Source organism: Sphingomonas sp. CCH21-G11, assembly GCF_001555965.1.
GTDB lineage: Bacteria > Pseudomonadota > Alphaproteobacteria > Sphingomonadales > Sphingomonadaceae > Sphingomonas.
The window spans coordinates 1-26,952 of the sequence record NZ_LSHX01000053.1 but is presented as its reverse complement, the minus strand read 5'-3'; the positions used below and the strand labels follow the sequence as shown (position 1 = coordinate 26,952).

24 protein-coding genes are annotated in these 26,952 nt (G+C 60.0%); 16 read left to right on the top strand and 8 right to left on the bottom strand.

Going from position 1 to position 26,952, the window contains the following annotated elements:
* Nucleotides 1-97: 97 nt before the first annotated feature.
* Complete coding sequence (locus tag AX676_RS14460; RefSeq protein ID WP_066479409.1) at nt 98-1,378, bottom strand: three-Cys-motif partner protein TcmP; 1,281 nt, start codon at nt 1,376-1,378, stop codon at nt 98-100.
* 183 nt (nt 1,379-1,561) lie between these two features.
* On the opposite strand from AX676_RS14460, the gene AX676_RS14455 reads away from it, so the two are divergent.
* Nucleotides 1,562-2,302: a DUF5131 family protein gene (locus AX676_RS14455; RefSeq protein WP_066479407.1), complete on the top strand. Its 741-nt coding sequence runs from the start codon at nt 1,562-1,564 to the stop codon at nt 2,300-2,302.
* Nucleotides 2,302-3,465, top strand: a complete 1,164-nt coding sequence (tcmP, locus tag AX676_RS14450) for a three-Cys-motif partner protein TcmP (RefSeq protein WP_066479405.1) — start codon at nt 2,302-2,304, stop codon at nt 3,463-3,465. The genes AX676_RS14455 and tcmP overlap by 1 nt, the downstream gene beginning before the upstream one ends.
* 39 nt (nt 3,466-3,504) lie before the next feature.
* Here the strand turns inward: tcmP and AX676_RS14445 are convergent, their stop codons facing one another.
* From AX676_RS14445 to AX676_RS14425, 5 genes are read right to left on the bottom strand one after another with little or no spacing between them, the layout of a single operon-like run.
* Nucleotides 3,505-4,260 carry a hypothetical protein gene (locus AX676_RS14445; protein ID WP_066479399.1) on the bottom strand — a complete coding sequence of 252 codons (756 nt, stop codon included), beginning with the start codon at nt 4,258-4,260 and terminating at the stop codon, nt 3,505-3,507.
* 54 nt (nt 4,261-4,314) lie between these two features.
* Nucleotides 4,315-5,253 (bottom strand): aldo/keto reductase, encoded by a 939-nt coding sequence (locus AX676_RS14440; protein ID WP_066544431.1) that lies wholly within the window; start codon nt 5,251-5,253, stop codon nt 4,315-4,317.
* Complete coding sequence (locus AX676_RS14435; protein ID WP_082731033.1) at nt 5,250-5,837, bottom strand: AAA family ATPase; 588 nt, start codon at nt 5,835-5,837, stop codon at nt 5,250-5,252. Before AX676_RS14435 ends, AX676_RS14440 begins: the two co-directional genes overlap by 4 nt.
* Nucleotides 5,834-6,415 (bottom strand): 3'-5' exonuclease, encoded by a 582-nt coding sequence (locus tag AX676_RS14430; protein WP_066479392.1) that lies wholly within the window; start codon nt 6,413-6,415, stop codon nt 5,834-5,836. Before AX676_RS14430 ends, AX676_RS14435 begins: the two co-directional genes overlap by 4 nt.
* Nucleotides 6,412-7,527, bottom strand: coding sequence for a radical SAM protein (locus AX676_RS14425; protein WP_082731039.1), 1,116 nt, complete (start codon nt 7,525-7,527; stop codon nt 6,412-6,414). The genes AX676_RS14430 and AX676_RS14425 overlap by 4 nt, the downstream gene beginning before the upstream one ends.
* Before the next feature lie 809 nt (nt 7,528-8,336).
* On the opposite strand from AX676_RS14425, the gene AX676_RS14420 reads away from it, so the two are divergent.
* From AX676_RS14420 to AX676_RS14410, 3 genes are read left to right on the top strand one after another with little or no spacing between them, the layout of a single operon-like run.
* Nucleotides 8,337-9,125 carry an ABC-three component system protein gene (locus tag AX676_RS14420; protein WP_066479391.1) on the top strand — a complete coding sequence of 263 codons (789 nt, stop codon included), beginning with the start codon at nt 8,337-8,339 and terminating at the stop codon, nt 9,123-9,125.
* Between the two features lies 1 nt (nt 9,126).
* Entirely contained in the window at nt 9,127-9,642 is a 516-nt protein-coding gene (locus AX676_RS14415; protein ID WP_066479390.1) for an ABC-three component system middle component 5, read from the top strand.
* Entirely contained in the window at nt 9,632-11,545 is a 1,914-nt protein-coding gene (locus tag AX676_RS14410; protein WP_066479388.1) for an AAA family ATPase, read from the top strand. The genes AX676_RS14415 and AX676_RS14410 overlap by 11 nt, the downstream gene beginning before the upstream one ends.
* Nucleotides 11,546-12,401: 856 nt before the next feature.
* Here AX676_RS14410 and AX676_RS17510 read toward each other — a convergent pair.
* Nucleotides 12,402-12,899, bottom strand: coding sequence for a MucR family transcriptional regulator (locus AX676_RS17510; RefSeq protein WP_066760047.1), 498 nt, complete (start codon nt 12,897-12,899; stop codon nt 12,402-12,404).
* A gap of 359 nt (nt 12,900-13,258) precedes the next feature.
* Here AX676_RS17510 and AX676_RS14405 point away from each other — a divergent pair, with 359 nt between their 5' ends.
* Nucleotides 13,259-14,158 carry a hypothetical protein gene (locus AX676_RS14405; protein ID WP_066479386.1) on the top strand — a complete coding sequence of 300 codons (900 nt, stop codon included), beginning with the start codon at nt 13,259-13,261 and terminating at the stop codon, nt 14,156-14,158.
* Here the strand turns inward: AX676_RS14405 and AX676_RS14400 are convergent.
* Complete coding sequence (locus AX676_RS14400) at nt 14,148-15,245, bottom strand: hypothetical protein (protein ID WP_066644667.1); 1,098 nt, start codon at nt 15,243-15,245, stop codon at nt 14,148-14,150. The two genes, AX676_RS14405 and AX676_RS14400, sit on opposite strands and share 11 nt — an antisense overlap.
* 253 nt (nt 15,246-15,498) lie before the next feature.
* On the opposite strand from AX676_RS14400, the gene AX676_RS14395 reads away from it, so the two are divergent.
* The 10 genes from AX676_RS14395 (at nt 15,499) to AX676_RS14350 (ending at nt 26,850) form a co-directional block, all read left to right on the top strand.
* On the top strand, nt 15,499-16,245 hold the full coding sequence (locus AX676_RS14395; RefSeq protein WP_156444649.1) for a hypothetical protein: 747 nt from the start codon (nt 15,499-15,501) through the stop codon (nt 16,243-16,245).
* The gene (locus AX676_RS17915; RefSeq protein ID WP_156437717.1) at nt 16,242-17,363 is read left to right on the top strand and encodes a hypothetical protein; all 1,122 of its coding nucleotides are present in this window, start codon (nt 16,242-16,244) and stop codon (nt 17,361-17,363) included. Before AX676_RS14395 ends, AX676_RS17915 begins: the two co-directional genes overlap by 4 nt.
* Nucleotides 17,364-17,447: 84 nt before the next feature.
* Nucleotides 17,448-18,803 (top strand): hypothetical protein, encoded by a 1,356-nt coding sequence (locus tag AX676_RS14385; RefSeq protein ID WP_156437716.1) that lies wholly within the window; start codon nt 17,448-17,450, stop codon nt 18,801-18,803.
* The gene (locus AX676_RS14380; RefSeq protein WP_082731032.1) at nt 18,803-19,720 is read left to right on the top strand and encodes an ATP-binding protein; all 918 of its coding nucleotides are present in this window, start codon (nt 18,803-18,805) and stop codon (nt 19,718-19,720) included. The genes AX676_RS14385 and AX676_RS14380 overlap by 1 nt, the downstream gene beginning before the upstream one ends.
* A 1-nt stretch (nt 19,721) precedes the next feature.
* Entirely contained in the window at nt 19,722-21,653 is a 1,932-nt protein-coding gene (locus tag AX676_RS14375; RefSeq protein ID WP_066479375.1) for a hypothetical protein, read from the top strand.
* Between the two features lie 474 nt (nt 21,654-22,127).
* Nucleotides 22,128-23,699 (top strand): recombinase family protein, encoded by a 1,572-nt coding sequence (locus AX676_RS14370; protein WP_066479371.1) that lies wholly within the window; start codon nt 22,128-22,130, stop codon nt 23,697-23,699.
* Entirely contained in the window at nt 23,696-24,598 is a 903-nt protein-coding gene (locus AX676_RS14365; protein WP_066479369.1) for a plasmid partitioning protein RepB C-terminal domain-containing protein, read from the top strand. The genes AX676_RS14370 and AX676_RS14365 overlap by 4 nt, the downstream gene beginning before the upstream one ends.
* Nucleotides 24,599-24,669: 71 nt before the next feature.
* Nucleotides 24,670-25,485: a plasmid partitioning protein RepB C-terminal domain-containing protein gene (locus AX676_RS14360; protein ID WP_082731036.1), complete on the top strand. Its 816-nt coding sequence runs from the start codon at nt 24,670-24,672 to the stop codon at nt 25,483-25,485.
* Between the two features lie 494 nt (nt 25,486-25,979).
* Nucleotides 25,980-26,477, top strand: coding sequence for a helix-turn-helix domain-containing protein (locus AX676_RS17505; protein WP_082731422.1), 498 nt, complete (start codon nt 25,980-25,982; stop codon nt 26,475-26,477).
* 145 nt (nt 26,478-26,622) lie between these two features.
* Nucleotides 26,623-26,850: a hypothetical protein gene (locus tag AX676_RS14350; RefSeq protein WP_156441231.1), complete on the top strand. Its 228-nt coding sequence runs from the start codon at nt 26,623-26,625 to the stop codon at nt 26,848-26,850.
* The last annotated feature ends 102 nt before the right edge of the window (nt 26,851-26,952 follow it).

Genomic DNA, 26,952 nt, shown 5'->3' with positions numbered 1-26,952 from the left:
ACGTTGACCGGGTGAGCGTGCCACACACTCGTTGATTTGAACATCCGCTTGGGGGGCGATATTTCGGGAGACCGTCTTTGCGCGAGTTTGGATACGGCTAGGCGGCCCGCTGATCGAAAACTGAAAAAAAACCCGGTTGCCGCGAAAGCGATATCTCGTCGTCCCAAGTGAATTGCCTCACCGAGCGCCGCAATGCGCCGTCAGGGGCCTTTATCACGACATCCTTTGCGGCACGGAGCTCTACGAGCGCAGCATCGACGATGCTCGCTACAACCGGAGCCTCGTTGCAGTGGGAGGCGAAGAGCAGCTTCTTCGTGAGCGGGCCGTCGCCCGCGACCGCCCGGGTGTGAAGCATCCTGGCCAGCTGCTCAACGACCGCCGCTTCGGAACGGGTGCGAGCGTTGTCGTTGAACCCGAATTCGAGCATATCGGCGCGCACGTCCTGCCCCGGCACGAAGCCCAGCGAGTTGAAGCCGGCCCGGCCGAAGTGCTCGAAGGTGTTCTCCATCATCCAGTGGATCTTCCCCATCTCCTCGCGGGCTTGGTGATGCTTGGAGAGATGCAGCAGCCAGTAGTCCCGGTTCGACGTGCCATCGGGGTGGATGAAGAAGGGGGTGTAGTAATCAGCGCCGGTGTTGCGCTGGATGTGCTCGTAGAGCGTGTTCTGAATGAAACGCTTCCAGCCGCGCATCTGCTTCATCTCGAGCATGTCGCGAACGTCGCTGCGGTTGAGGTCGATGGCGGCCAGCCCGGCGGTGTCGATCATGCGGTCGTTGAGCAGGTTGACCAAATGGTCGACCATGAAGGTCAGGACCACCTCGGGGTTCTGCAGCTGCGCCATGATCTTCCGGATCGTCTCGAAGGTGACGGCGCTCCAGCCGTACTGATCGAGGAAGAAGAGCGAGCGGTGCGCTCGGCCCTTAGACTTGATGCGTGCGATGATGTCGCCGGCAGCCTCCTCAAACTTCGAGCCGACGATGTGGATGTCGCGGCCGATGCGCGCGCTGTGTCCCTCCTGTCGGAGGAGTTCGTGAAGAAACTCGACGTGCCTAGGATTGGAGTCGACGAAGACGAAGTCAACGTTGATGGCGATCCCGCGCGTACGCGCGGCGGCGATCTCCGCCTGCACCCGCTGCACGGACGCCAGCATTCGAAGAGGTGATCCGTCCACCTCCACCCCGTCGAGAGTATATCGGCCGCCGCCGCAAAAGCCGTCGACTATGGTCAGGTTCAGAGCGCGGGTAAGGTGGCTCTTCGTTAGCGTCCTGATGTATGCCTCGACATAGCGTTCGAAGATCTCGTGCTTCGCGACACTATGCCGGCCGAGCGTCGGAAGCTCGCCGCCAAGGATCCAGTCGTAGCCGAGCCCGTTCGCCATCTGTCGATTACCCCCGCGGGACTACCCCATTGGTTGTAGGATATGAGTTGCATTTGATTCGCCTGTCCAGCCGGAAGCCAGTCTGCTTGCTGGATTTTTTCGGTTGATCAGGACGCAAATCCGTTGCGCGGCGAATCGTGATATGCGAGATTCATGATTCGTTCTAGATCGGGGCTGGTGACGATGGCGGATGGCAGCGCGATAGAGTGGACGGATGCGACGTGGAACCCGGTCACGGGTTGCACGAAGATCACGGCCGGCTGCGACAACTGCTATGCGGAAAGGTTCTCCGAACGCTGGCGCGGCGTGCCCGGACATCCATTCGAGAACGGGTTCGACCTCACGCTCCGTCCGGAGAGACTGGGGCAGCCGCTGGCATGGAAGCGGTCGCGGATGATCTTCGTGAACTCGATGAGCGACCTATTCCACAAGAAGGTGCCGCGCACCTTCATCGACAGTGTCTTTGATACGATGGAGAAGGCGGACTGGCACGTCTTCCAGGTGCTGACCAAGCGCAGCTCGGTGATGCGCGACTATCTGAAGCGTCGCTATCGCGACTTGGCGCCGCCAGCCCACATCTGGCTCGGAGTGTCGGTAGAGGATTCGCGTTCTCGGGCGCGCATCGAGCATCTCCGGCAAGCGCCCGCGGGCGTTCGCTTCCTTTCCGTCGAGCCGCTGATCGGCTCGGTCGGGCAGGTCGATCTGTCGGGCATCCACTGGGTCATCGCGGGCGGCGAGAGCGGTCCCGGCGCCCGTCCGATGGCGATCGAGTGGGCGCGCGAGATCCGTGACATGTGCGCTGCGCAGGGTGTCGCCTTCTTCTTCAAGCAGTGGGGCGGGATTCGCCCGAAGACGGGCGGGCGCGATCTCGACGGGCGGGAGTGGAATGAGCTTCCGGTCGCTATCGCGTCGCGGGCAGCCTGATGAGGCCCGATCTTGCCAACTACGCTGGCCGCGAGCAGGCATACGTCAAGCACCACTTCCTCGCCGACTATGTCGAGCGGCTCGTCTTCAAAGTGGCCAGCGCATACCAGGAGGTCGTCTACGTCGACGGCTTCTCGGGGCCTTGGAAGGATCAGGGCGAGAACTTCGAGGACACGTCGTTCGGTATCGCGCTGGACGCCCTTCGGCGGGCGAAGGAGGCGTGGGCCAAGCTCGGCCGCACCGACGTGCGCACGACGGCGCTGCTCGTCGAACGGGATTCGGCGGCGTATGCGCGCCTTCAGGAAATCATCCCACTCTATCCCGACATCGCGATCAAGACCTTCAACAGCGATTTCGTCCAGGCGATTCCCGAGCTTCTCCGCGCCATCCCGCAGCGAGCATTCTCGTTCGTGCTGATGGATCCCAAGGGTTGGAAGATCGACATGGAGGCGGTCGCTCCACTACTGCGTCGCCCGAATTCCGAGGTCGTGTTCAACTTCATGTTCACGATGATCAACTGGTCGGCCTCGATGAGCAGCCCGGCGATCCAGACCAGTCTCGACGCCCTCATGCCGGGGACTGACTGGAAGGGACGCCTCGGGGCGGTGGCGGTCGACGGCGAGGGCGCCGCGGAGGCGCGCAAGGAGATCCTCGTCTCGTGCATCAACGAGGTCATCGGTGGCCTAGGCAACTTCCCCTACGTCATGGAGACGCCGGTCCTATTCCCTCTGAAGGACAGGACCTACTATTCGCTGATCTACGCGACGCGCAGTACCAAGGGCGTCGAAGTGTTCCGGGACTGCCAGCACGATGCCCTGAGGGCGCAGGACGTGGTGCGTGCGGCGTTGCAGACCAGCAGGCGCGACGAGGCCTTCGGCACGACGGACATGTTCGGTCCCTCCCTGGACGGCAACGAATTCGCGGCCCGGTGGATGGCGAAGCAAGAGGCGGGGGCGGTGTCTGCGGTCCTGGACATCGTGCCGGCCGACCCCGCCGTCATCACCTACGGTAAGCTGTGGCCGCAGATCCTTGCAAAGTATGGCGTCCGAAAGGTGAAGCTCGGAAGGATGGCGGCCGAATTGAAGGCTGCGGGTCAGATCCGCTTTCTCGACTGGGCGCCGAGGAAGCAGGTTCCGGACGAGAGCTACCGGGTCACGCGCTGAGCCGTCACCACGTCCGCCTCGTCGTCGTTGGGAACTCGCTCAGAACAGCGCCATCAGCGCGTGGATCCACACGGTCAGCGTGTGCCGAATGGCGTCGACGAGATGATGCAGCATTGGCGTCTGCTGCCAGACATGATCGCCAGCGCCCTTTCCCAAACCTCCGAGGGCACCGAGCGCCAGAGCGCCGGTGGACATCTTACCCCATTTGCCGAGCCTGGAGGACAGCTTCGACAATCGGGTCTGCGCCAATTGGATTGTCGCCGGGTCTGCGGTCGTTGTCGCGTGCGGCCTCGCGGTCTGCGCGCGCAGTTTGTCGAGACTTGCCCGGATCTCGCTTATATCCAGATCGGTGAGGGTGAGCCGATGCTCACCCGGTGGCTGGTTGTGGCCGATCCGAGGCTGCAGGTCCGTGAACTGGGCGAGGATGTGATCGAGCGTATCGATCTGCGCAGGCAGCCGACTGAGCATAGCCGGAAGAGCCGGCTCGTCGTCCTCGGGTGGCTCCTCCTCGTCGGGCTCGTGACGCAGCCCGTAGTCGACGTCTTCGAAGATGGTGTGGGGACCGATCTCGGTTTCGGTCATGTTCTCGATGCCGACTGGATATTCCCAGAGGCCCCAGGTTAACTTGCCTAGCTCCGGATGCTCCAAATCCGCCTGGTGATGGATCTCGGGGCCCATGTTCCGTTCGTCGGCACCGATCGCCTCAAAGTCGAGCTCGTCGGCATCGATCTCGAACACCTCGCCGGTGTCGGCATGCTGGATGCGTGCAGTGCCTGATGCGGCGACGTAGGTCATGCCGCCTTGCTGCCGCAGCGCGCTGTTCAGGACAAGGCCCGTAATCGCAGGCTGCTAAGGTGCTATCTGCTGCGCGCTTGCGGAGAGGCGAAGCGTTTCATCTGAGGTGAGTGCCAAGTCGGCGGCCATGATGGCCGTCCTGACCTGTTCCGGACTTCGCGCGCCGGGGATGGGCACGACGTTATTGCCGACATGAAGTGTCCATGCCAGGGCGACCGCCGTCCGCGATGTCGCATGCTTCGCGGCGATCTCGTCCACGACGGCAAGACGCTCCAAGTTCGCCTTCTCGGCATCGTCTTGGAACTGGGGCATCCGTTCGCGCAGGTCGCCCGGCACCAAGACGTTTCTGGACCTGCCGGTGAGCAGCCCCCGTCCCAGTGGTGCATACGCCATGAACATTGCACCGGCTTGATCGAGGATCGCGGGCTCGTTCTGCCGCTCCGGATTCGCCAAGGAGAGTTCGTTCTGCATCGCCGCCACGGGAATGGTCCGTCCGAACTCCTCCGCGCGCTCCGGCGCGCTTCCCGAGAGACCGAATGCGGCGATCTTGCCTTCGCGCATTAGATCGGTTGCTACACCAGCGACGACTGCATCATCTGTCCTCGGATCCGGTCGATGCTGGAGAAGCAGGTCGATCCGCTCCTTGCGAAGTCTCTGCAGCGATGCGTCCACGGATGCGCGCATCGCTGCCGTGCTGCTGTCGCGGACAAGGGTGCCATTGCCGCCGGCAAATAGTCCGAATTTCGTGACGACGAAGACATCGTCGCGGTCTCCGATCGTTCGTCCCAGTAGCTCCTCATTGGTACCGTCGGCATAGAGGGCCGCGGTGTCGAAGATCTGTATGCCCAGATCGAGCGCAGCGTGGATGGTGGCCTGAGCCACATCCCCGTCAATGGCGCCGTAGATGCCGGTGAGTGCCATGCAGCCCAGGCCAATCCTGGCAGGGCCGGCTGCGGATGCGGCCACGTCGGCGCCTTTGATGTACAGATTCAAGCGCCGCTCCGGTGCCGTTCGGCGAACGATATCGCGAGCGCGAGGGCGTCATCTGCATCGTTTGCCCCGAGCACCTTGGCGTGCGGTGCGACCCGGCTCAGGATGCGGGAAACGGCGACGCCTGCCGCGATGCGGAACTCGTGATCGTCATCGCGGCCGGGGCCTATGGGGATGTCCTGGTCCAGCTGAGTCACGAACGTGAGGTCGTACTCGCCCATCCAGCCTCTACAGATGGCCTCAAGTCGCTCCAGGCGTCCGGGCGTCAGGCTTCGGCCGGTTACCTCGAGCGCGGCAACGAGATAGCCCAGCGCGTCAGGCACCGGCCTGTCGACGAGGATGACGTCGGCGGAGAGTGAGGCCACCGTCTCTAGCCGGATCGCCTCTGCCATGATCCATGCGGTGCTTTCGAATGTATGATCCCTGAGGATGGGAAAGCCGAGGTCACGGGCGTTGACCGCGCTGTCGTGGACGTATCGGGGCGAGAATTCCCGGCGGGCGAGTTCGTCCTCAAGCTGGCGCAGGAAGGTCGTCTTTCCCGTCGAGTGCGTGCCGGCGACAGCGATCTTGCATGGACGGGACGTCACAGGAGCGAGCCCTGCTGGACGCGGAGGATGTCGGCGTCATCTAGGACGGCCTGGCGCTCGGCCTCGGATAGCGGTGCGAGGAGATGTTCGAGCAGGATTGCTGAGAGGGCTGCGTCGAACGGGGCGGAGTGGGAGCCTCCACCCGTTGCGGCGCCTGCCGCGTCGAGCAGACCGAGCGTGCTTCCGAGGTGCTCCAGGCCGTGCTTCTTCTCGTTGGGCAGCAGCCGGCGCGCGATGCGGAGCGTGTCGAAGGCGGCGGGAGGTTTCCAGTCCTCCATCGCTCGTCCGATGATCTCGAGTTCGACGCGGACGTTGTGTCCGACGATCGGGGCATCCTCCAGCCATTCTAGAACGTCGTCGATGACGTCTTCGATCTCGGGTGCGTCAGCGACGTGGCGCTCCCAGATCCCGTGGATCCGCGACACGATGGGGGTGATCCCGCCCTTCGGCTTGAACCGCCAGTGCTTGTGGCGGCCGGTCAGCTGCAGCCCCTCCATCTCGACGATGGCAAGTTCGACGATTTCGGGCGGCGATCCGCCGCTGCCCTCTACGTCTACCGCCCACATGCGCTGGTTCATTCCCATCCTTCCTCGGCGCGTCCATGCCGCCCCGGCAGGTGCGGGTGCAACCTGTCGTGTACTTGGAAGCCGGTGGCGTGCTGGATGAAGTAGCGCTGCTGCTCGGTGCTATCGTCGACGAGGATGCGCCCGTTAGCGATCTCGATCGTTCCGGTCGCGAGCCCGGCTTCGCCCGCCAGAGCGGCGATCAGCTCTCGTGACGGCTCTGCGTGTGCGGCCGCGCAGATGTCGACCTGTCCCGCCGGACAGATGTCGCAGATGCTCTCGATTCCGAGGTGGCCATTGTAGTCGGCGATGCCGTGCGCATAGGCGACGGCGCACGACGTCTTCCGGAAGATCGGCTGATCGCTGAACGCGTCGAGGATGTTTCGCTCGACGAGGCGCGGCATGATCTTGCGCCGGGGGGCGCTGTCGTAGAGGTCGGGCACACCGATCGAACGCATGTGCGCCCTGATCTGGTCCCGGTGGAAGAGGCCGGTAAATACAGTGGCATCGGCAAGCCGGGCGAGCTTACGGGCCCGTCCGATCACTTCATGGCCATCGTTGATGCCGGCGATGATCGGACGCCAGTAGAAGATTCGCTTCGTCCTGACTGTGTGGGCGGCGAGCGTCGCGAGCGACCTCTCCGCGACGGCGCCGTTTATCGGCTCGATGCGATCGTCGTCGATGCCCGACCAGGTGACGAGAACGGTCAGCTTGAGGCTGGAAAGGCGCTCCATGCGCTCGACGTCCTCGCGATCGACCCGCCACCGGCTGATGACCAGCACGGGGTTGGTCAGGCCTTGGGCGTCGAGAAGCTCGAGCGTTCTATGGAGATGCTCCTTCACGCGCGGCAGGAAGGGATCGGTCGCCCTGTTGAAGATCTGGATCGGGGTTCGATGCGGTCGGAACGCCCAGTGTTGGGTTAGGGCGACGACCGCGGCTTCGTCGTCCATGACGAGGTGGGGCCTCTTCATGTCGTAGTTGTCGAACAGGTGCCGAACGCAATAGGCGCAGTCGAGCGGACAGCCGACCACATGGTTGAGGCTCAGACCCGACTTGCGATACTCGACCACTTCGCGCAGCGTCGCCGGCAAATCCGCCGGCGCCATCCGCAGCGCTTCTATGCTCATTGACATTAGTCTCATCACCCCACTCGCGTCAGGTATCCGACGCGATTGATCGAAAATCATACAGGCAACAGACTTTATCGCGAAGCGACTTCTGAACTTGCGAACTTGTTTTCCGTGATCGACCGGCGGCTTTCAACGTTCTTCGCCCTAAAGTAGTCAGTCGCCTTACGGCCCAGTAGCTGCCATTGGAGGGTTGGGGGTCCTGAACCGGCCGGAATTGGGCCGGATGCTGACATGACCGCTTCGGACAGCCCGATCTGTAAAGCGGACTTTCGGGCGTCTGCTCTTCCAGGCGATTGGCCGTCGAACATGGCGTCGGCGGAGCCATGCGCCCCGGGGCCGCCGCTACACCATCGAGTGCCGAAGTAATGACCGATGAGGAACTTCAAGCCCTCAGCCGTGATGGCCGCGCGCACCGTCGCTAGCCTCCATTGACTGCCGAGGGCGTATGCAAAGTGACAAATTCTAAGCACAAGCCATCAGCCTCATCGGCGTACAGTAGATTCGACGCGGAATGCAGCAATACTGCGATCACGTTCAGGCCGCGTCATTCGCGTCTTGCATGGTCGCGCTAAATCTGGGCAGAACCGCGTCGAATAGTCTAATTCAGGGGGGGGCTTGGGGATGCTGGCGGCGCACGCTTCAGAGATTTGGTCGGCGATCGGTGGTGCGGTCGTGGGTGCGCTTGGCGGATCGCTTATCACCTTGAAGTTTACACGCTCCAATACGGTCAGCGGTCACGGCGGCGTACTCGACCAGAGCGGATCCAAAGTCGGCGGTGACCAAGTCGGCGGGAACAAGACGCATCGATGACCGACAGGAAACCCGGAACCAGCCTGGTCCCGGTCACGCCGAAAAAGAGCAATCCGCCCGTCGACGAGCGCGGTGCGGGTAGCCTGGTGTCCCGCCGGATCAGTGATTTGGCGCGCTTCACCGAGCCCGTGGCAGGCGAAGTCCCCGGGACGGCTCCCTCCCTTCCCGTGACTTCATCCGAAGTGGACCAGTCGGGTTCGAAGGTGCAGGGCGATCAGGTCGCTGGCGACAAAGTCAACGGCCAGAAGGTCACCGGGGACATCGTCGAAAGTCACGCCACCAAGATCGAGAAGCAATTCAACATTCAACTCCCGCGGGCGGCGACAATCATCGAAAAGCTGCTCACCAAGCTCGAACACGAGATGGATCAGGACATTCGCATCTCGGAGACGATCACCCGGTTGCAGCGCTATCACGGCGGCGTGGTGCGTGATGGTGTCATCGGATTGATCGCCAAACTTGAACGAAGCGGGCGAGATATCGAAATAGAGGTCGCGCTTGAGCAAAAGGAGGAGTTTGCGAAGTTGCTCGAAACCTGGTCGTTGTATTACTCGGCCCAAGAAATCTTCGTTTACCTTTTGGCGCGCGCGGAACACACTTTTAACACCGAGGTTATGCCCGAGATCGGCTCACTTTCTGTCGTAGAGGTTAATCGTCTAGTCAACCGTGAGATTGTAACGCCGATGGTGGATGAATGCGCGGTCAGCGTCCTGCAGATCGATCACGTGAGCGCGATGGGCATGCTGTATTGGCTTGCCGAACAATGCTTTATTCGATGGCACTGAGATGATCAGCTACCAACCAGCATTGGACCGGTTCCACGCTCTCTTCAGGATGTCCTGCCTTCTGGCAGCGTTTCCCGAGAACTATCCAATAGAAGCAGGCAAGTTCCGCATTTTAGACTTCTATATGGTGTTTCCATTCCGTTTAAAAGACTTCATCTTCAAACAGGGTCAGACCGGGCTGAAGAGAGTCGGCAGGGCGTACGGGTACACGCAGCCTTACGGAGGGGTCCCGGACGATACCGCGCTGTTTTTGCGCATGGCACCGATGCAGATCTTGGCGATGGACACTCTTGCCGCTCATGACATGATTGATCGCGAGGACTACGCCCGCGACGCGATCCGGCTGGGCGATGAGAGAGCGCCACCCGAGCTTGCCGAACGCACGGCCGCCTTCATCGAAGAACATGGAGATCTTGTCTCCACTTTGCGGACGCTCGCTGGTGAATACGCCTTCCTCGGCGAGGACGGGTTGAAGCGCCGTAGCGGTTTGATGGAATACAAATACGATGTTGTATGAGCCGACACTAATCGTCGAGCGCATGGTCGTGGAGAAGGACGGCCACACCGCTTACGACGAGGCATTCCACAGCGGCGTGAACGTCATCCGCGGTGACAACTCGTCGGGCAAATCGACGATCCTGAACTTCGTGTTCTATGGGTTGGGCGGGGATCTTCAGGACTGGAGCGAGGCGGCACTCCGGTGCTCGCGGGTGTATCTGCAGGTTCGCCTGAACGGCAACGTCGCGACATTGGCGCGCGACGTGACCGACAAGCCACGGCCGCCCATGGACATCTTCGCCGGAGAGATCGACGAAGCGTTGCGATCACCGCCATCGCTCTGGCTGAGGCTTGGCTACATCCGATCGGACAAGCGCGAGAGCTTCTCCCAAGTCCTCTTCAGGCTTATGAACATGCCGGAAGTGGCCAATGAAACCTCCGGCAACATCACGATCAACCAGCTTCTGCGTCTGCTCTATGCCGACCAGCTCAGCCCAGTGGGGAACCTCTTTAAATTCCAAGGCGCCTTCGACGATGCCGGCCTACGAGACGCCGTCGGGCGGCTCCTGTTCGGCGCACACTCGGCGCAATACTACGAGAACGAACAGGATATCCGTCGTCTCGGCAAGGAATTGGATCAGGCTACAGGTGCCTACCGCAGCCTGCTCGCAGTTGCCGGGGCGGCAGAGCAGGGATTCACGTACGAGTGGATCGGGATCCAGCGCACGAAGTTGGAGGCGGAAGCGAAGTCGATCGGGGAAGCTTTGCAGTCAGCCGAGCGGCAGATGCGCGACCAACCCAATTCCACAACCACCACGCTGCGTGGGCAGGATTCGGCTTATAGTGAGGTAGTCGATCTGCAGGGCGAGTTGGGCAGGGCTCAGGCCGAGCGCGACAATCTCACACTCAAAATCGTCGACTCGGATCGATTCATCGCCAGCTTGCAGCACAAGCTCCGCGCTCTTCGCGATTCCTCGACCGTCGCGGAGGTCATGGGCGAGGTACGATACGGCGAATGCCCTGCATGTCATGCTCCCACACAGGAAACTGGGCACGAACACGCCTGCTATCTCTGCAAATCCCCATATGACGACGGCCACGAACGCGGCCGCATCACAGGGCTTATCAACGAGACGGCGCTGCAGCTCGATCAGTCCGTCCACCTTCAGCGGGGAAGGCAGGAGAAGGTGGGCCTGCTCGATCAACGCATCGCCCAGCTTCGCGAGCGCTGGGAGAAAGCCAGGGCCCGTTTGGATAGCCTGCGACGCATTGCCACCACGGAACAACAGCTGCTCGTGCGCGACCTCAATCGAAAAGCAGGATATGTTCAACGCGCCTTGGAGGATCTCGCGCGTATGGAGCAACTTGCTAACCGGCTTCGCGAACTGTCAGAACTCCGCGCCGCCCTGCAGCAGCAGATAACAAGCCTACAAGGCGAGAACGAAGCGCTCCATCGTCAACAGTCCGATAGAATTGCCCGAGCCAGTGCGGTGGTCGCCGAGGAGGTCAAGGAACTCCTGATCAACGATCTGCGTCGACAGGATATCTTCGAAAACCCGCAACGCGTCAATTTCAGCTTCCGCGAGAACTCGATCAGCGTCAACGAACAACGCTACTTCTCAGCGAGTTCCCGCGCGATCCTCAAGAGCAGCTTCGCGCTGGCGCTGCTCTCGGCCGCGACAAAGCTCGAGTTCATGCGCGATCCACGCTTCTGCATGATAGACACGCTAGAGAACATGGGGGTCGAGGCGATTCGAAGCAAGAACTTTCAAAAGCAGATATTGCGTGTTTCGCAGAATGCCAAAGTCGATCATCAGATCATATTTGCTACTGCTATGTTAACTCCAGAACTTGACTCCGATGCTTACACCGTTGGTAGACACTATACGCGGGATGAGCCGTCGCTAACGTTGTTGAGTTAGAGATGGCGGCTTTCGGGATTGAGCGCCGGTCCGACGAACGACTGAGATTGAGGCGCTTTGCCGACTGGCAGATTTTCCAGAGGCTGCCCGGCAGCTCACTGGCCGGCTTCCGGTCAGTTTGAGCTGATGCGCAAGCGCTTGCAGCAACGTATCCGGCGCAACTGATGTCGGTCGGCTCGACCAATCAGGCTGTCCTACAGGACCTGATTTAGGCATGGTCGGGTCATGGATTCCGATCATGACCGGCGCCGGCTGCGGGAGCGGGCAATAGCTCTCGAATACTGGGCAGTTTCCGGACTTGTCGTTGGGGGCTTTCTCTACGGGCTGTGGGGCGGCATCAGGACGCTGATCTGGTGATCGCCATTTTCCTCGCATTTGCCACCGGCATGTTTGTACCCCTCGGCACCAGTTTCACCTGCACACCGGTACGTGTCTGGGATGGCGACGGTCCCATCTGGTGTCGCGAAGGGCCGAGAATCCGCTTAGTCGGCATCGCTGCGCGGGAAAGCGATGGCCAGTGCAGGCCGGGTCATCCCTGCCCGCGTGCAAACGCCGAAGATGCACGAGCAGCTCTGGTGCGGCTGGTCGGGCGGCAGACTGGACAGTCGCCAGAGGGCCATGCGCTGGTACGTGGTCCGCGGCTGCAATGTCGATCTTACGGCAGCGCCGGTGGTGCGCGCACCGCCGCTCGCTGCAACTCGTCACGTCGCGGTGATCTTTCCTGTGCGATGCTGGCGACCGGCACCGTCGCACTTTGGCGACGGTACTGGCGCGGCCCGCCTTGCTAACGGAGTATGCGACCCGGGATGCCCTGCACGCTGGTCATGCACTGATCACGGTTGCGACAGATCGACGTTCAGCTCTGCTTTGCGACCCGGCGCCTGGGGGTCGGAGGAGTCGGTGGGGCTTCCGCGGCCTTAGCCCCGCGACCGCGTGATCCAAGCCCAATCTTCTTCGCCATCGCTCGCCGCTGTTCCGAATAGGATTCAGCGACCATCGGATAATCCGGACGTAAGTTGTAGCGCTGGCGATATTCGTCAGGCGTCATTCCGTGAGTGGAAAGATGCCGGCGAAGCGTCTTGTAAGGTTTGCCGTCGATCATCGAGATGATCACGTCCTTCGACGCCAACGATTTTCGTACCGACACCGCAGGCGGATATTCTGGTGCGTCAGGGCCTTGGTCCTGTTCTGCGACGACCGTTTGACCGCTGGCGAGTTCATTCAGCGTTGCATGCATCGTGCGGAGAAAAGCTGGCACTTCGTCCGCCGCAATCCGGTTATTCTGATTGCCAAGCCAAGCAATGGTGAGCTCGGTTGCAAGCTCCACCGGATTCAGCACTGTGTTCTCCGTCATTTTTATCCTCTTCGCAAAGTCGGGACCCTATCCCTGTCGACTTAGCGATTAGTCCATTTTGGATATAAATCAAAACGGCAGACGGCGTGCGCCGCGAGCGGCCAACTAAAGCCGTCCAAGCTACGTCGAAGCCAGATGTGCCGGCCAGGCCGCGTTTGTAACCAGCCTGCTGTTCCCGGAGGTCCCTCGGACCGTAAGCCGGCGATATTTGGACGGCTGTAGCCTACTTGAGCGGGTTCCAGCCCCTTTCTCAGCTCAAATTGATCCGCGTCGGCCGCCATCGGCAGCCGTGGGAATTTGCGTTCAAGTCAGCCTGTTCGCTGACGTTCGTGCTTCACCCAAAGAAAGGAAAAACTACAATGTCTCTTGACCACCATATCGAGCCAATCCGCATGTCTGCGGTGCTGCGGCGCAAAGCAATTCTGCAGCAATACTGCTCGATTGAAAAGCCGACTGCGGCAGATGCAAAACGCTTTGCGGACGCGATGGGTCTAGGCCTCAGTCGCTTCACACAAATGGCCAAGGCGTGGCGCACCCTTCCGGATGTGACGACGATCCAGGGCGCCACAGTCAAGGCAGATCGAAAGCCAAAGCTTTCGAAGGCAGTCGTCGATCTTCTGGAAGCGACGATCGCGCGGATGGGAGCGTCGACGCCAGCGACCAGCATTGAACGCGAATTTCGTTGGGCTTGTGCGGATCGAGACCTTGATCCGCCATCATCCGCTGCAATCCACTACCGTATCATGAAGGCGCGAGCAAAAACGTCGGAAGAGGTCCACGAGAATGGCCTCGCGCTCTTTCAGTGCAGGTTTCAGGTTCCAGTCGACACGCCGGCAGGGATTCAGTCCCCCTGGATCACAGCGGCTATCAAGCTGCCAACCAAGGAAATCATCTGCCCGCAAATCGGGATTGGAATGCCAAGCGATTTTAAAACCTGCCTTGACGCGCTGAGTGCCGAAGGAAACGACCTGAGCGTTCAGTCGGTTTTCATCCCCACCAGAAAGCTAAGGGCTCTTTCGAAAAAAACCTCGTTGGCCCTGCTTGCCGCAAAAAAGGCTCGAAGCGGTCCGGTGCTGATCGGGAGCAGGATCGGCGGCATCAATGTCTTCCACAGACCATATCCGAATGCCGATGATAAGCTTGCGAGACGGTTGTGGGGACGGCTGAACTCCCCACTTTCACCAGAAGAGGCCCAGGCCGTCATCCTGCACGCAATCGCCACCCACAACGCGGACATGCAGAGCAGATTCAAAGGTTGATCTTGGGTCCTGATCTTGAAATGCGTTGCAACACTTCCACAAGCGTGGCGGGTGGCTGAAGTTTCTGCCCGCCATTGGTCGCCTCGACATGAGGAACTTCGCTCGCATTGTAGCCCTTGATCGCGCTTGCAACGGCATCTGCAACCCAGTGGCGCGGTCGCACATCCACCTGACCGTTGACCAGTGGAGGCGGGCTGCCGGATATGGTCGAACCCGGTGCAAATACGACCTGGCCCATGCGCGGTCCGATGGTCTGCTTGACATATCTGCCAAACCGACCTGCCGTAGACGCGGTCTTGGCTGAAATGCCGAGATCCTTTTCCATAGCGTCAACCAGGGCAGCATATCTGGCTCCGTCGGCACCAATAACAATCTGGATCCCCATCATCGTTCGAGCCCATTGCAGGTTGAGGCGATCGAGTGCCTCCAACGCATTGGCCGCAGCAGCCGCATGCCCGAGGATATCGTCATCGAAAACACCAAGGTGGTGGCCAAGGATGGCGCGCGTGCCGCGATCGATGACGAGGAAGAGGCAAAAGGGCGACGCCGGAGAATATGCCCACGTGATGGCGCAACAGTCGAAGGCAATCTGGTGGCCAGCCTCGGTCAGCGCCCTGCTGCGTCGAAGCTCGGCTTCAACAATCTCCCGCAGCTTCATTTTCGAGGGCAGCGAACTGCGAGGTTTTCGTTCGAGAATACCAGACTCGTCGATCATCTCGCGAACGAGGTGCGATACGCTCGCGCCATCGTTGCGTGAGACGACCCGCGCGACAACGGCCTGAAGGGCGTTCACAACTTCGCCGTCGAGTTTGGATGCCCGGCGTCCTGCTCGCGCCTTGATCGTGCCAAGCACCTCCAGGTCGCCGGTATCCTTCCAGTCCGCCGCCATCTTGTAGAAGCGGCTTAACCCGACGCCGGCGGTGCGTGCCGCCTCTGCGGCGGTGATGCCGCCGCTCGGCTTGTCCCACCGAATGATTGCGGAAAGACGCTTGAACGTTGCCCGTCGAGCAACCGTGTCGAGCGTTTCCCACGCGGCACGCTGCTCATTCGTCGCTGTGGGCTGAAACAATTCTTCGGGAAACTTCAACGATCGCTCCGATGCAGGTGAGCGGACAAAGCATGGTTAATCGCGAGTTGTCAATCGAGGTCCAAATAGCGATGGAAGAATCGGTTGACTCTGGATGGAATTATCCTATTTGTCCGTTTCCATATAGCACAGGAAAGGCAACATGGTTGAAGATTTCAGACTAGAGCTCAGGGATCCTTTGCTTACGCTACCTGAATACCCGCGCGGGTCACGACTCTCGAGGAACCACTATCATCCTACGGTGAGTGAGCTCGTGGCGGCCAATGACAACGATCCCGAGCCGCCGCGCCCCGACTGGGTTTCCGCGGCGATTTCGTCGCGGCCGAACGGCCAGCTCGCCACCTACCATGAACGCCATCCGACATTCGCGTCGTTGAGCCCAAAAACTCGCCGCATGACGAGCGAGGAAAGCTATTGGGAACGCCAATACAGGGTCTGGTGGAATCTTGATCCTGACGTTGGTGACTTCGAAATGCAGGGACTTGAGATCCGCATGCTGTCTGAAGGCCGCAGTACAGAGACAGTTTATACTCTCGATGCAATCCTTGCCAGGGGAGGCCGTCTCGAAGCCCGGGAAATCAAGGCGTCGGGAAGTCACCTTATGGAGCAGAACACTGCTCGCCTTATGGTGAATGTCGCCGACATCCTGGCGCGTGCAGACATTGACTTCAAGCCGGTCACGGCCAGTCCGTTTCTCGAAAATCGTCGGCTTCGCTACAATCTGTCCTACGGCAGCATCCACAAAAACGATGTCGTTCCCCAAGCAGAGGCAGATGCGGTCGTGAATGCGCTTGCTCAAGGCGCGAGCAGGTTCAGCGACATCGCCCCTCTTCTCGGCCATTGCCCGCTCCTCGGAAAAGCGAAGGCGTTCTCGCTGCTCGCTTCGCGTCGTCTGTGGTTCGATCTGCAAACCGAGTTGCGTGACACAAGCACAGTGCGCGCCCCGATGCCGACGACAGCCCCGAATATCCGGAAGATCAACAGGAGGTTCGTCCGATGAGCACGGTTCCTCACGATGATCCACCTCTCGATCTTGATCCTAGCGAAGTTCCAGAATGTGCGGAATGGCAGGAGGCTCAACGTGATCGAACCTTTGAATCGCTGATCGGGCAGTGGCTCGTCATCAACGATCGCAAGGTGCTGATCGAGGACATCAACGGCGACAAGCTTCGGCTGGCGCATCGTCACGGTGGATCACCTCTCCGCCTGAACACTCATGATGGCCAGAAAGAGCCAGATATTGCCTGGCTGAGGCAGAAACATGTCCGCGGCGAAGCAAGGGTGATGACCATGCCAACCGACCAGGCTACCCGATCTGCGTTTGCAGAACTGTTCGACCCGATGGCAGTCCTCGAGACAAACCCGCGTGCAAGAGCGCTCTGGCACCTCGCGAGCCGGGCGTTGGCTGACAAGGTTCCACGGACTTCAGGACCAGTCAACGATTGGCTCGATCGCAAATACGGTGGCGGGTACTATGACCATGACATTGACCGGCCGTCCGCACGCACCCTGATCCGAAAGATGGGGGACGTCGAGGAAGGTGCGACGATCGCCGACCTTGCGAACAAGAGCGGACGAAAGCCAGGCGCGACGCCATATCCGAAGGCTACCGACGAAATCATCCATAGCGCCGTGCTGGCCTATTGGGCCGGCGAAGGGCGAACAAAGCAGGACGCCTATGCTGACCTTAAGATCAGGATCTCAAATGCCAATCGCAAGCTTCAACCGGGTGCAGTCAAGCACAAACTGATGAGCCGGTCTGCATTTTGTGCAAGGATCGACTCGCTCGAATGTGAGGATACCGTCCGGAGCAAATACGGAAAACAAGAGGTCGAAAGACGTTTCTCGGGAGCAGGTGAGGCAGTCGAGGCCAATTACTGTTTTGAATATGGCTATATCGACGCAACCCGCCTCGACAACGTGATTGTCTTCGATGCGGACAATCGACTTCCGTTCCTCAAACCTTGGGTCACGGCGATCATGGACGCAAAGTCCGGCGCGATCCTGAGCTGCCTGGTGCATGCCGGAGACCCGCGACGTGAAACCACGTTGCAAGTGCTGCTGGAGTCTTTCGCGCCATCAACCCGCATCGCGCCGCCGACGGACTGGGCTGCATAACCACCAGATTGCGGCCGAAAATGACGAACGCGGCGCCACGCTGATCCATGGACCCTGGCACCGCGAACACCAAAGGAAACCAAGATGAGCAGAAGAACAAACACTTCCACTGGGGCCAGCGTTGCTTCGCCTTCCTCCACGGACGCCACTGATCAAACACCAGCTATCCCGAAGGTTGGTGGCACCAGTGCGAGCGAACAGCGTCGGGGCGCAGCTGCAAATGACAACCAGATGGAAAGCCGCGACACCGTGACTGATCGCTTTTCCGGCGAGGAATCTCGTGACCTGGCCTATGGGCCATGCGCGACTTATATTCCCGACAACGCAAAGAGCCTGCTGGGCCCGTCGGTGCTGCCGAGCCTGACGGAATGCGGCATTGAGATTGCCCTGCCGCCCACATCCATGCCCACGGCGAAAGCGCGCATCGAAAGGTTTTTCGGAACATTGAAATCGCTTCTGCGGCAGCAGCCGTTGCCAGTCGTCGACATGCGTCGGGCAGAGGAGCACGGCTATGATGTCGGCAGATATGCTATCTTGATAACGCAGCTTCAGGATCTGGTCGATCAGGCCGTTCGGATCCACAACAACTCAGTTACCACAGAGTTCAGCAAGCTGAGCCCAAATGAGCAACTCGCGCAGGATGCTCAGCAGAATGCGCGGTCGCTGTTTTATGACACGGAGCGTCTCGAGCACCATATCGGGGTGATCACCCAGGCCGTGCTCGATCGCAACGGCGTCAGAAAGTTCGGCCTGCGATGGCGCCACAAACATTATGTGCGCGCTCTGCTGAAGAACCTGAAGCGTACGCTCAAGCCCGATCGTATCAAAATCCGAAAAGACGGGTCGGCGGCCTATGCCGTCAAGGTATGGTACAATCCAGGCGACCTGTCGTCATTCAAGGTTTTTGATGAAACCGAGAAAAGATGGGTACGACTCGACAGCACTGAGCCAGAATATACGCACCGGCTCAGCATGGGCGCACATCTGCTCTTTGAACGCCGCCGCAAACAACGCAACGAAACGCTCAAGCACGAGGACGATCGGATGGCGTCGGTTGCCCGGACCCGACGCGAACTGAACGAATTGGTCCCGGATCTCAGCTTCCAGCAGCGTCGCCGTTACGCCGCCCTGTTCGAAAGCAAGGAAGTCAGGCGGGTGTCCAAACGATCCTACCCGGCCCCCGAATGCGAAACCCCCAGCCTCGACCGCGCCTTTGGAAGCGTCGTCCGCGAGGATAACGGCCTTCCAGGTGATGCCCGATTCTCGTTCGAGGAAGCCGAGCGCGACTTGGGAGATCACTTCGAGGATTTCGGAACCATGACCAGCTCGGACTGGGAAGACCGTGATTTCGAGAACATCGATTTTGACGCCATCGAAGCGGTTTCCGGTTCGAGCGTTAGCGAGGGTGATCTGGATGCCGAAGACAAAGGAGCTTGGTGATGGCCGGCCGAATAACGGACCCTTGGCCAGAGAATCTGCCTGAACGCGTCGGCCTCATCAACGACGCGTTCGAGTCCATCTACATTCCGACACCTTCGCATCAGGAGGTTCACCGGCGTTGCGACATTCTTCGATACTCCAACCGTAACCGCCGGGGCAAACCGATGACAGCGCTACGCCTGTCGCAGCTCTCAAGTGCAGGAAAAACGGCTTGCATCATGGCCTATATCAGCAAGACCCTCGAGGACCATGCCCGCCAAACGGGTGAATTCAACCCGTACCTGATCCTTTACGTATCGCTCCTCAGCGTGACCACGCCCAAAGCATTATGCCAAACGATCTGCCGGCTGCTCGGTGATGAAAACTGGGAGGTCGGTCGAGCCGAAGACCTCATCCATCGAATAGCGGACTTCGTCTCGAGAGCGGGCGTCGAGATGATCATCATCGACGAGATCCAGGAACTGAAAGGCGCGCGGAAGGACCGAAGGGATGTGTCGAATCTACTCAAAGGCATTCTCAATACCGGGATCGCGCCCCTTGTTTTGGTCGGCGACGAGACTTCCAAGGATATGTTCGATGCCAACATCCAGATGGGCAACCGCGCAGGCGCTGTCCTTGAGCTGAAGCCTTTCGACCCGGCGGATCGAGAGAGACTGGGGGAGTTCAAAGGCTTCCTCGCAGATCTTGAGCGTGAAATGATCAGGCTTAGGCTGGTTCGTGAACCAGGCGCGCTCACCCAGGCCAAAGGGTTCCATGCCCTGCTCAAATGGTCGCAAGGACATCTCGGCCGCGTCAGCCGGATCACGGCTCAGGCACTGCAGCACGCCACCTTGCGTCATGCGGCAGCAGTTGAGCAGGAAGACCTGGATTACGCGATCCAGAACTTCGCGATCCCGAACAACTACCGGAAGGCCTGACATGTCCCGCGGCACCGCCATGCCACCCGGCGGCACACTCAAACCATTGCGCTGGCCCGGGGTGATCCACGACGGCGAGTCTTTGCTCGGCGTCGTAACCCGTCGCTCGGCCGAGCATTTCCTGGGTTCGACCCACATTGTAACTCGAGCCAGCGGTATTGATGTCCAAAGGCAGGGTGACGCCCTCATTGTGGCCACCAAAGACAACATCGGCGAACTGGCACGCCTTCTGCGAGTCGATCGCTCAACGCTCCAAAACCTGGTCTGCGAAAGAATCGGTGCTGACGCGGTAGGCTCGATCCTTCGTTGGGGCGCGAGAACGATCCGCCAGCGCGATCTGGAAGTGCGCGTTCGCCGCATCGCTCCCTCGGCCCTCGCGCGCAGCCCTCATCATCGACAAGCCTGGCTTTTGCGCCGGCTCCCTTATTGTCCCGAGACCTTCGAGGAACTCATCGACGAGTGTCCTTCGTGCGGCCGCTCACTGCGCTGGACGCACGCCAAGCCTGTCGGCTTCTGCGACGATCCTTCCTGCCGCTTCGGAAACCGCCTGATCGAGCCGACCGGGAAGATGCTGAGGACAGAGTGGCACGAAACCTATCGCCATTTCTGCGATCTGGTCTCGGTCAATCCAGCGGTTGCCGAAGGCGCACTGAAAAAGCTTCCCAATGAAATCAGGGTGCTCGACAATCCGACCCTACTCGACCTTGTCTATCTGATGGCGATCATCGATCGACTTGAGGACAGCCGCGCACCGGCGCTGAACGCGCGGGCCTTGACCAGCGATGCAAACGCAGAACGCATCGCAAGAGGTTGCGACGCTGTCCGCGGATGGCCGCACAGCATACGAGAGGTCGTCACGCACGCCGTCGATAATCTGGAGAATGACCGGCATCTTTGGCAGCGCCTTAAGTGGCATTCCGTCAAGAACCCGAACCCTGAAATTCGACGCCTGCTTGTTGCCGCGGTGCCCGAGCTCACGGCCAGCGCCCGGCAAGTCGTCGCACCAGGGCGCAACCCGATCATGCTCCAGAAGGAACTGCTCGAACGCACCTCACTCCAGATTCGCCACATGAAAGTCCTGCAAGCGGACAATCATCTGGGAGGCAGTAGGATCTCGCTAAAGACCCGTTCGCTGCCCAAGTTCGATCGCGCGCGCGCTGAAATCTTGATTGGAGACCTGAAAAGGTCCGTAAACACCAGTTCGGTCGCAAGTCGGCTAGGGCTTCCCGGCTATGGGGTTCATCAACTCAGCGACAGTGGCCACCTCGACAAGATCATCAATCCGGCGGTCGACGCGATCTTCCCGAACGGTCGAATCACTGCAGCCTCGGTTGAGGAATTGTGCGGAAAACTGAAGCAGGTTGCGCTCGACCCGCAGCCTCACCTGCATACGATTGCGCTTACCGCTGCCGCTGCGATCGTTGGTGGAGGGCCAAAGCCATGGGACCAGATTGTCGAAATGCTGCTTGCGAAAGAGATCCCCTGCTTCGCAAATGGTGCCACCACTCACTCGGCGCTGGGATGCGTTCGGATAGGAAGGGCTGATTTGCGCATCCTGCGCAAAGTCCGCGCATGGACTCTAGATCAGGGCTGGCTGCCCGAAATCTGTTCAAAACTTGAAGCGAGCGAGATCCTGAATGCGACGCACGATGATGTCGTTGACCTCGTCGAAGCCGGCGTCCTAAGTTTCCGGGCTAGCGGAAAGAAGCTCGCATGCTGCACGGACGCGATACTGAGCATTGCGAGCGAGCGAATGTTTCGAACGGAAGCTGCGCTTTTTCTGGATATAGCTTCGCAGTCTGTAAACGCCGTCACCGATGCGCACGGTATTCCCACCTTATCTGGCGGAGGCTGGTGTCGCCGAAGTATGATGAAGCTTCTTGAATGGAGACAAGCAAACGAAAGCTCGATGAAACAGCTCGTACTTTTATGACAATGGTATCTCAGGATCCACGTCGATCCGGCTATGGCGAATGACCGGCCCTGCGCTGCCGGCGTAGCACCTCAAACGCTCCGCTTGCCTTGGCAAGTGCGACTTCGACAGCATGTAGATCGGCCGCCAGCGCCAGCTCGGGTCGGGCAGCCATCACGATCACTGCCGCCAGCATGTCGTCCGACTCCCTCGCCAGACTCATAAGGTGATGCCCGCTGGGCGCAGCAATCCCGTGCATCCAATTACGCGCCGTCCGATCCGAAACGCCTGTCCACCGTATGATTGTCTTGGCGGCCGCACCAGTTGTGCCTAGTTCTCCCCGCAGTGCCGCACTGACAGTGTCCGTGTAAGCAGCCTCAGACAGCCGCGGCAGCGCCTTTTGAAGTCCTTTGCCGGTTTTCGGAAACATGCTTCCGTCCCTTCTATACTAAAGGCATCTCAAGGGCGCGCACGCCTCGCGGTGAGAGGCCGTAGATGGTCATCAATTGGAAAACCGAACCGGAGGATAATCCGACTATCCCGCCTCGCATGCGCGCGGCCGAATATGTCCGCATGTCCACAGAACATCAGCAATACTCAACTGATAACCAGGCCGTCGCCATCCGCGCTTACGCGAAAGAACATGGCTACGAAATCGTTCGCACGTATCAGGACGAGGGAAAAAGCGGCCTCAACCTCGCTGGACGCTCCGGGCTGAAGCGCCTGCTCGCCGATATCGAGGCGGGCCGCACCGACTTTCGGGCTTTGCTCGTTTACGACGTAAGCCGTCTGGGCCGATTCCAGGATCCCGACGAGGCAGCATCCCATGAGTTGCGTATCAGAGCGGCAGGAATCCAAGTGGAATATTGCGGCGAGCAGTTCCGCAACGACGGCAGCGTCAGCTCGTCAATCATCAAGACCGTCAAGCGCACGATGGCAGCCGAGTATAGTCGCGAACTGTCGGTAAAGGTGTTCGCCGGACAGGCGAACCTTATTCGCCGCGGCTACCGCCAAGGGGGCCCCGCCGGCTATGGGCTGCGCCGTCTCCTTGTCGATGTGAACGGCGAACCCAAGGGCGAACTCGGTCGCGGTGAGCACAAAAGCATCGCGACCGATCGCGTTATCCTGGTGCCGGGCCCGGCAGATGAAGTTTTCATCGTGCACGAAATATACCGGCTGTTCACCGAATGCCGAAAGACCGAGCGCGAAATTGCTGAGCTTCTGAACGCTCGCGAGCTTGTCACGGACCTAGGCCGCCCATGGACGCGCGGCACAATCCACCAGGTGTTGATCAATGAAAAATATGTCGGCGACAATGTCTGGGCGCGCACCTCTTTCAAGCTGAAGCAGCAGCATGTCCAAAATGAGGAACAGCAATGGATCAGGGCCGAAGGTGCATTCTCGGCTATTATCAGCCGACCAATGTTTGCAGCTGCCCGCGCAATCATCGACGCACGCTCCGAACGGCTCAGCGACGCAGCAATGCTGGAAATGCTGACATCGATTTTCGAGAGTCGGGGTATGCTCTCAGGCCTCATTATCGACGAAGCCGAAGGCACACCCTCTAGCAGCGCCTACCGAAGCCGGTTTGGAGGCTTGCTACGTGCCTACGAACTGGTCGGGTTCGCCCCTGACAGGAACTACCGCTACCTGGAGATCAACCGCAAACTCAGGGCGCTCCATCCCACGATCGTCACCGACACGGTTGCGGCGCTCGAGCGAGCGGGCGGCACGATCGCGCACAACCCCGACACCGACCTACTCACCGTCAATGACGAGTTCACCGCCTCACTTGTCGTCGTGCGCTGCGTCGAAACCGCAGCTGGATCGCTACGCTGGAAGCTTCGGCTCGACAGCGCCCTCAAGCCAGACATGACGGTGGCGGTGCGTATGGATCCCGGCAACGAATTGGCACGTGATTATTATCTCCTGCCGCGGCTCGACATAAGCGAGGCCACCTTGCGCCTTTGCGAGCACAACGGGCTCTCGCTCGACGCCTACCGGTTCGATGATCTGTCTGCATTCCATCGCATGGCGACACGACGAGCATGGAGGTATGCCGCATGACACAGGCCAGACCCGCCCAAAGGGTTGAGTGGATCCCGCTCAGCCGGATCACCGTAGTCAATCCGCGCACCCGAAACAAACGCGTGTTCAAAGAAATTGTCGAGAACATCGCGCAGATCGGATTGAAACGGCCCATCACGGTCACGCGGCGTATAGAAGCGGACGGTCCATTCTATGACCTGGTCTGTGGCCAAGGGCGACTGGAAGCGTATCAGGCACTTGGCCAAACCGAAGTTCCCGCGCTTGTCGTCTCAGCGGATGCCGAAGACTGTCTAATCGCCAGCCTCGTCGAGAACTGCGCGAGGCGCCAACACAATGCCATTGATTTGCTGCAGGACATCGGAGGCATGCGTGAGCGTGGCCACAGCCTGCCTCAAATCGCACGTAAAACCGGGCTGTCGCTTGAATATGTCACCGGAGTCGCGCGCCTACTGGATAAAGGCGAGCAACGCTTGCTACGCTCTGTGGAAGCCCGCGTCATCCCGATCAGCGTCGCGGTCGATATCGCCGAAGCAGAAGACCATGATGTGCAGCGTGCGCTCCAGTTGGCCTATGAAAAAGGGATACTCCGTGGCCGCAAGCTCCTCGCCGCGAAACGCGTCATCGAAGACCGGCGTCGACGTGGCAAACGTCTGAGCTATAATATCAAGAAGTCCGGCGCCACCTCGCCTAAACTTTCTCCGGCATCACTGATCCGAGCCTATCAGGAAGAGGTTGATCGCAAGCTTTCGATGATCCGGCGCGCAAACGCAGCGCGCGATCGCCTGCTGCTGGTCACCGAAGCGCTGCGTCGCCTCACTCGTTCGGAACAATTCATGGCACTGCTCGAGGACGAGAATCTCGCCCACATGCCCGAGAACATCGCAGCTCGGCTCGATCAGGCTGGCGCAAAACCGTGAACACAAACCGACCCAGACCCGTCCGGCTCGCATTCGAAGAAACGAGCCTTCGCATCCCGATCGAGGCAGTGATGCCCCTCAGGGTCGTCTCGGCGGCCGTAAAAAGGTCGATCAAATACGCTCAGATCGCCGCCTCAATCGCCGAAGTCGGCATCATTGAACCGCCAGCGGTCGCGAGGGATGCCAGTGACCCCGGCCGATTCCATCTTCTGGACGGTCACCTACGTATCGAGATCCTGCGCGACCGTGGAGAAACCGAGGTTGTCTGCCTGATTGCCACCGACGATGAAGCATTCACATACAATAAGCGGGTAAGCCGGATTGCGACGATCCAGGAACATCGGATGATCCTGAATGCGATCAAGAAAGGTGTCTCGGAAGAACGACTGGCCCGCGCGCTCAATGTCGATATCTCCAGCATTCGCGCAAAGCGGAACCTACTCGTCGGCATCTGCCCTGAAGCCGCCGATCTGCTGAAAGACCGGCATGTGCCGATCCAGGTGTTCACCGAGCTGCGGTTTCTGAAACCCGTGCGTCAGGTCGAGGTCGCAATGAACATGATTACCATGAACCGCTTCGCCGTCACTTACGCTCGGTCCCTCGTCGCCTCCACCCCGGATGATCAACTTGTAGCCGGCAAGCCTCGCAGAATGCCCGGGCTCACTGAGGACCAGATCGCGACCATGCAGCGCGAGGGCGAGAACGTCGATCGGCAGTTTCGACTGGTGGAACAGACCTATAGCTCAGACCATCTCGATCTCATGCTGGCTGCTGGATACGTGAACCGACTGATCGGTAACGTCCGCGTGGTCCGGCATCTCGCCCAGCATCACCCCGAAATCCTGGCCGAATTCCAAAAGTTGAGCGATCTGCAAAACGCGGCTTAAGGCGCTCAGTAACGCCCAGCTTGATCGCCAACGTCATCCCATGTGACCGTATCAGTGCTCTGGGTCATTGAAGGGAAGCCTGCGGCGCGTTGGTCGTAGCGGGCAGTGACGCTCCAGGAGTGCTACCGGTCACGAAAGAACTGCTTGGTCGGGTGACGTTCGTGGTCGAGCCAACCACCAATGCAACGCTGGCCGTAAACGCTGGCCTGCAGGGCCGCCCTGCGGATCACCGATCGTGCGCGCCGTAACTGTCGTCGGATGACAGCCCCAACCGGACTGACCTTAACCGGACAAGGGCCACTTTGCTGGGCGATCAATGCCAATGCCAACCGAGGCTCATATCCACATGCGCTGCGGCACGATATGGTCGTCACGGTCGCTCTGCGATGCGGAAATTCACCGCGTCGCCCGGCGACGACCGGGCCTCGCGCGGCGGCGGACATCGCCAGCCCCACTCGACCCCGTCGCGATTCTGGCATAGCAGTTAAGGGGTGATGAATGGCGCTTCTTCTCGAGGGGTTTCCTCGCCTCTTTCCACGAAGGAGGTCGAAGTCCTGCATTTCGTCGCACGGCAGTTCACCAACAAGGAAATCGCCCGGGAACTGGATATCAGCTGCCGGGCAGTCGAAGAGCGATTGAAATCCGCGCGCGACAAGCTGGGCGCGCCCGACCGTCGCTCGGCAGCCCGGGCGTTCCTGGCCCTTTCCGACACCTGTGATCCTACCACATGTGGATTGGACACAGTGGAAGTTTCATCCCTTCTGCCCGTAACTCCGCATCAGGAAATGGCGGCGTCCCAACGGTTCTTTCTCGCGGACGTCGGAAGTGGCGACTTCGAAGTCGGGATCACGACGCCGACATTTCTCGAGACCTATGATGTCAGGTTTGGCCCGATGGGTCGGCTTTATGCGGTCGTTGGCCTGGCGGCGCTCGTCGGGCTGCTGATGATCGCGGCAGTCGCCATAGCCGTGGTGGCCCGAATGCTCACCTGACCCATAGCGATCTCACTTCTGGAGGCAGCGCGATTGCGCAGAAGGGGGCGTGATGAGAAAGGTGGATGCAACGGCTTTGCGGATCAGCAGAGCCATTCACGAGGTGGAAGATCAGCTTGATCGGCTGATCGGAACAAGCGGGGCCTTGCTGGCGGATGTCGCGGCAATCCGCATCGATCTGGACATCAACGCATGTGATGGCCAGCGCCCGTTGCAGCGCCTGATCGAGATGCAGGTCAAACTGGCGGAGGCGCGCACGAAGGCGACGGGCGCGCATTCCGACCTGAAGCGGCTTGCGGAAACACGTGCGGACGTGCCCGTCGGGTGCCCGGATCCAAAAACGGGGTTTCTGCGCGAAGCCAGCGCCGCGTGAGCGACGCGGAGACACGGTGGCGAAGTTGAATTTACCGCTTTCGGTTTGGCGATTACGTATTTGACAAACCCAAGCCAATTGGTTAGGACGGCCGGCAAGGAG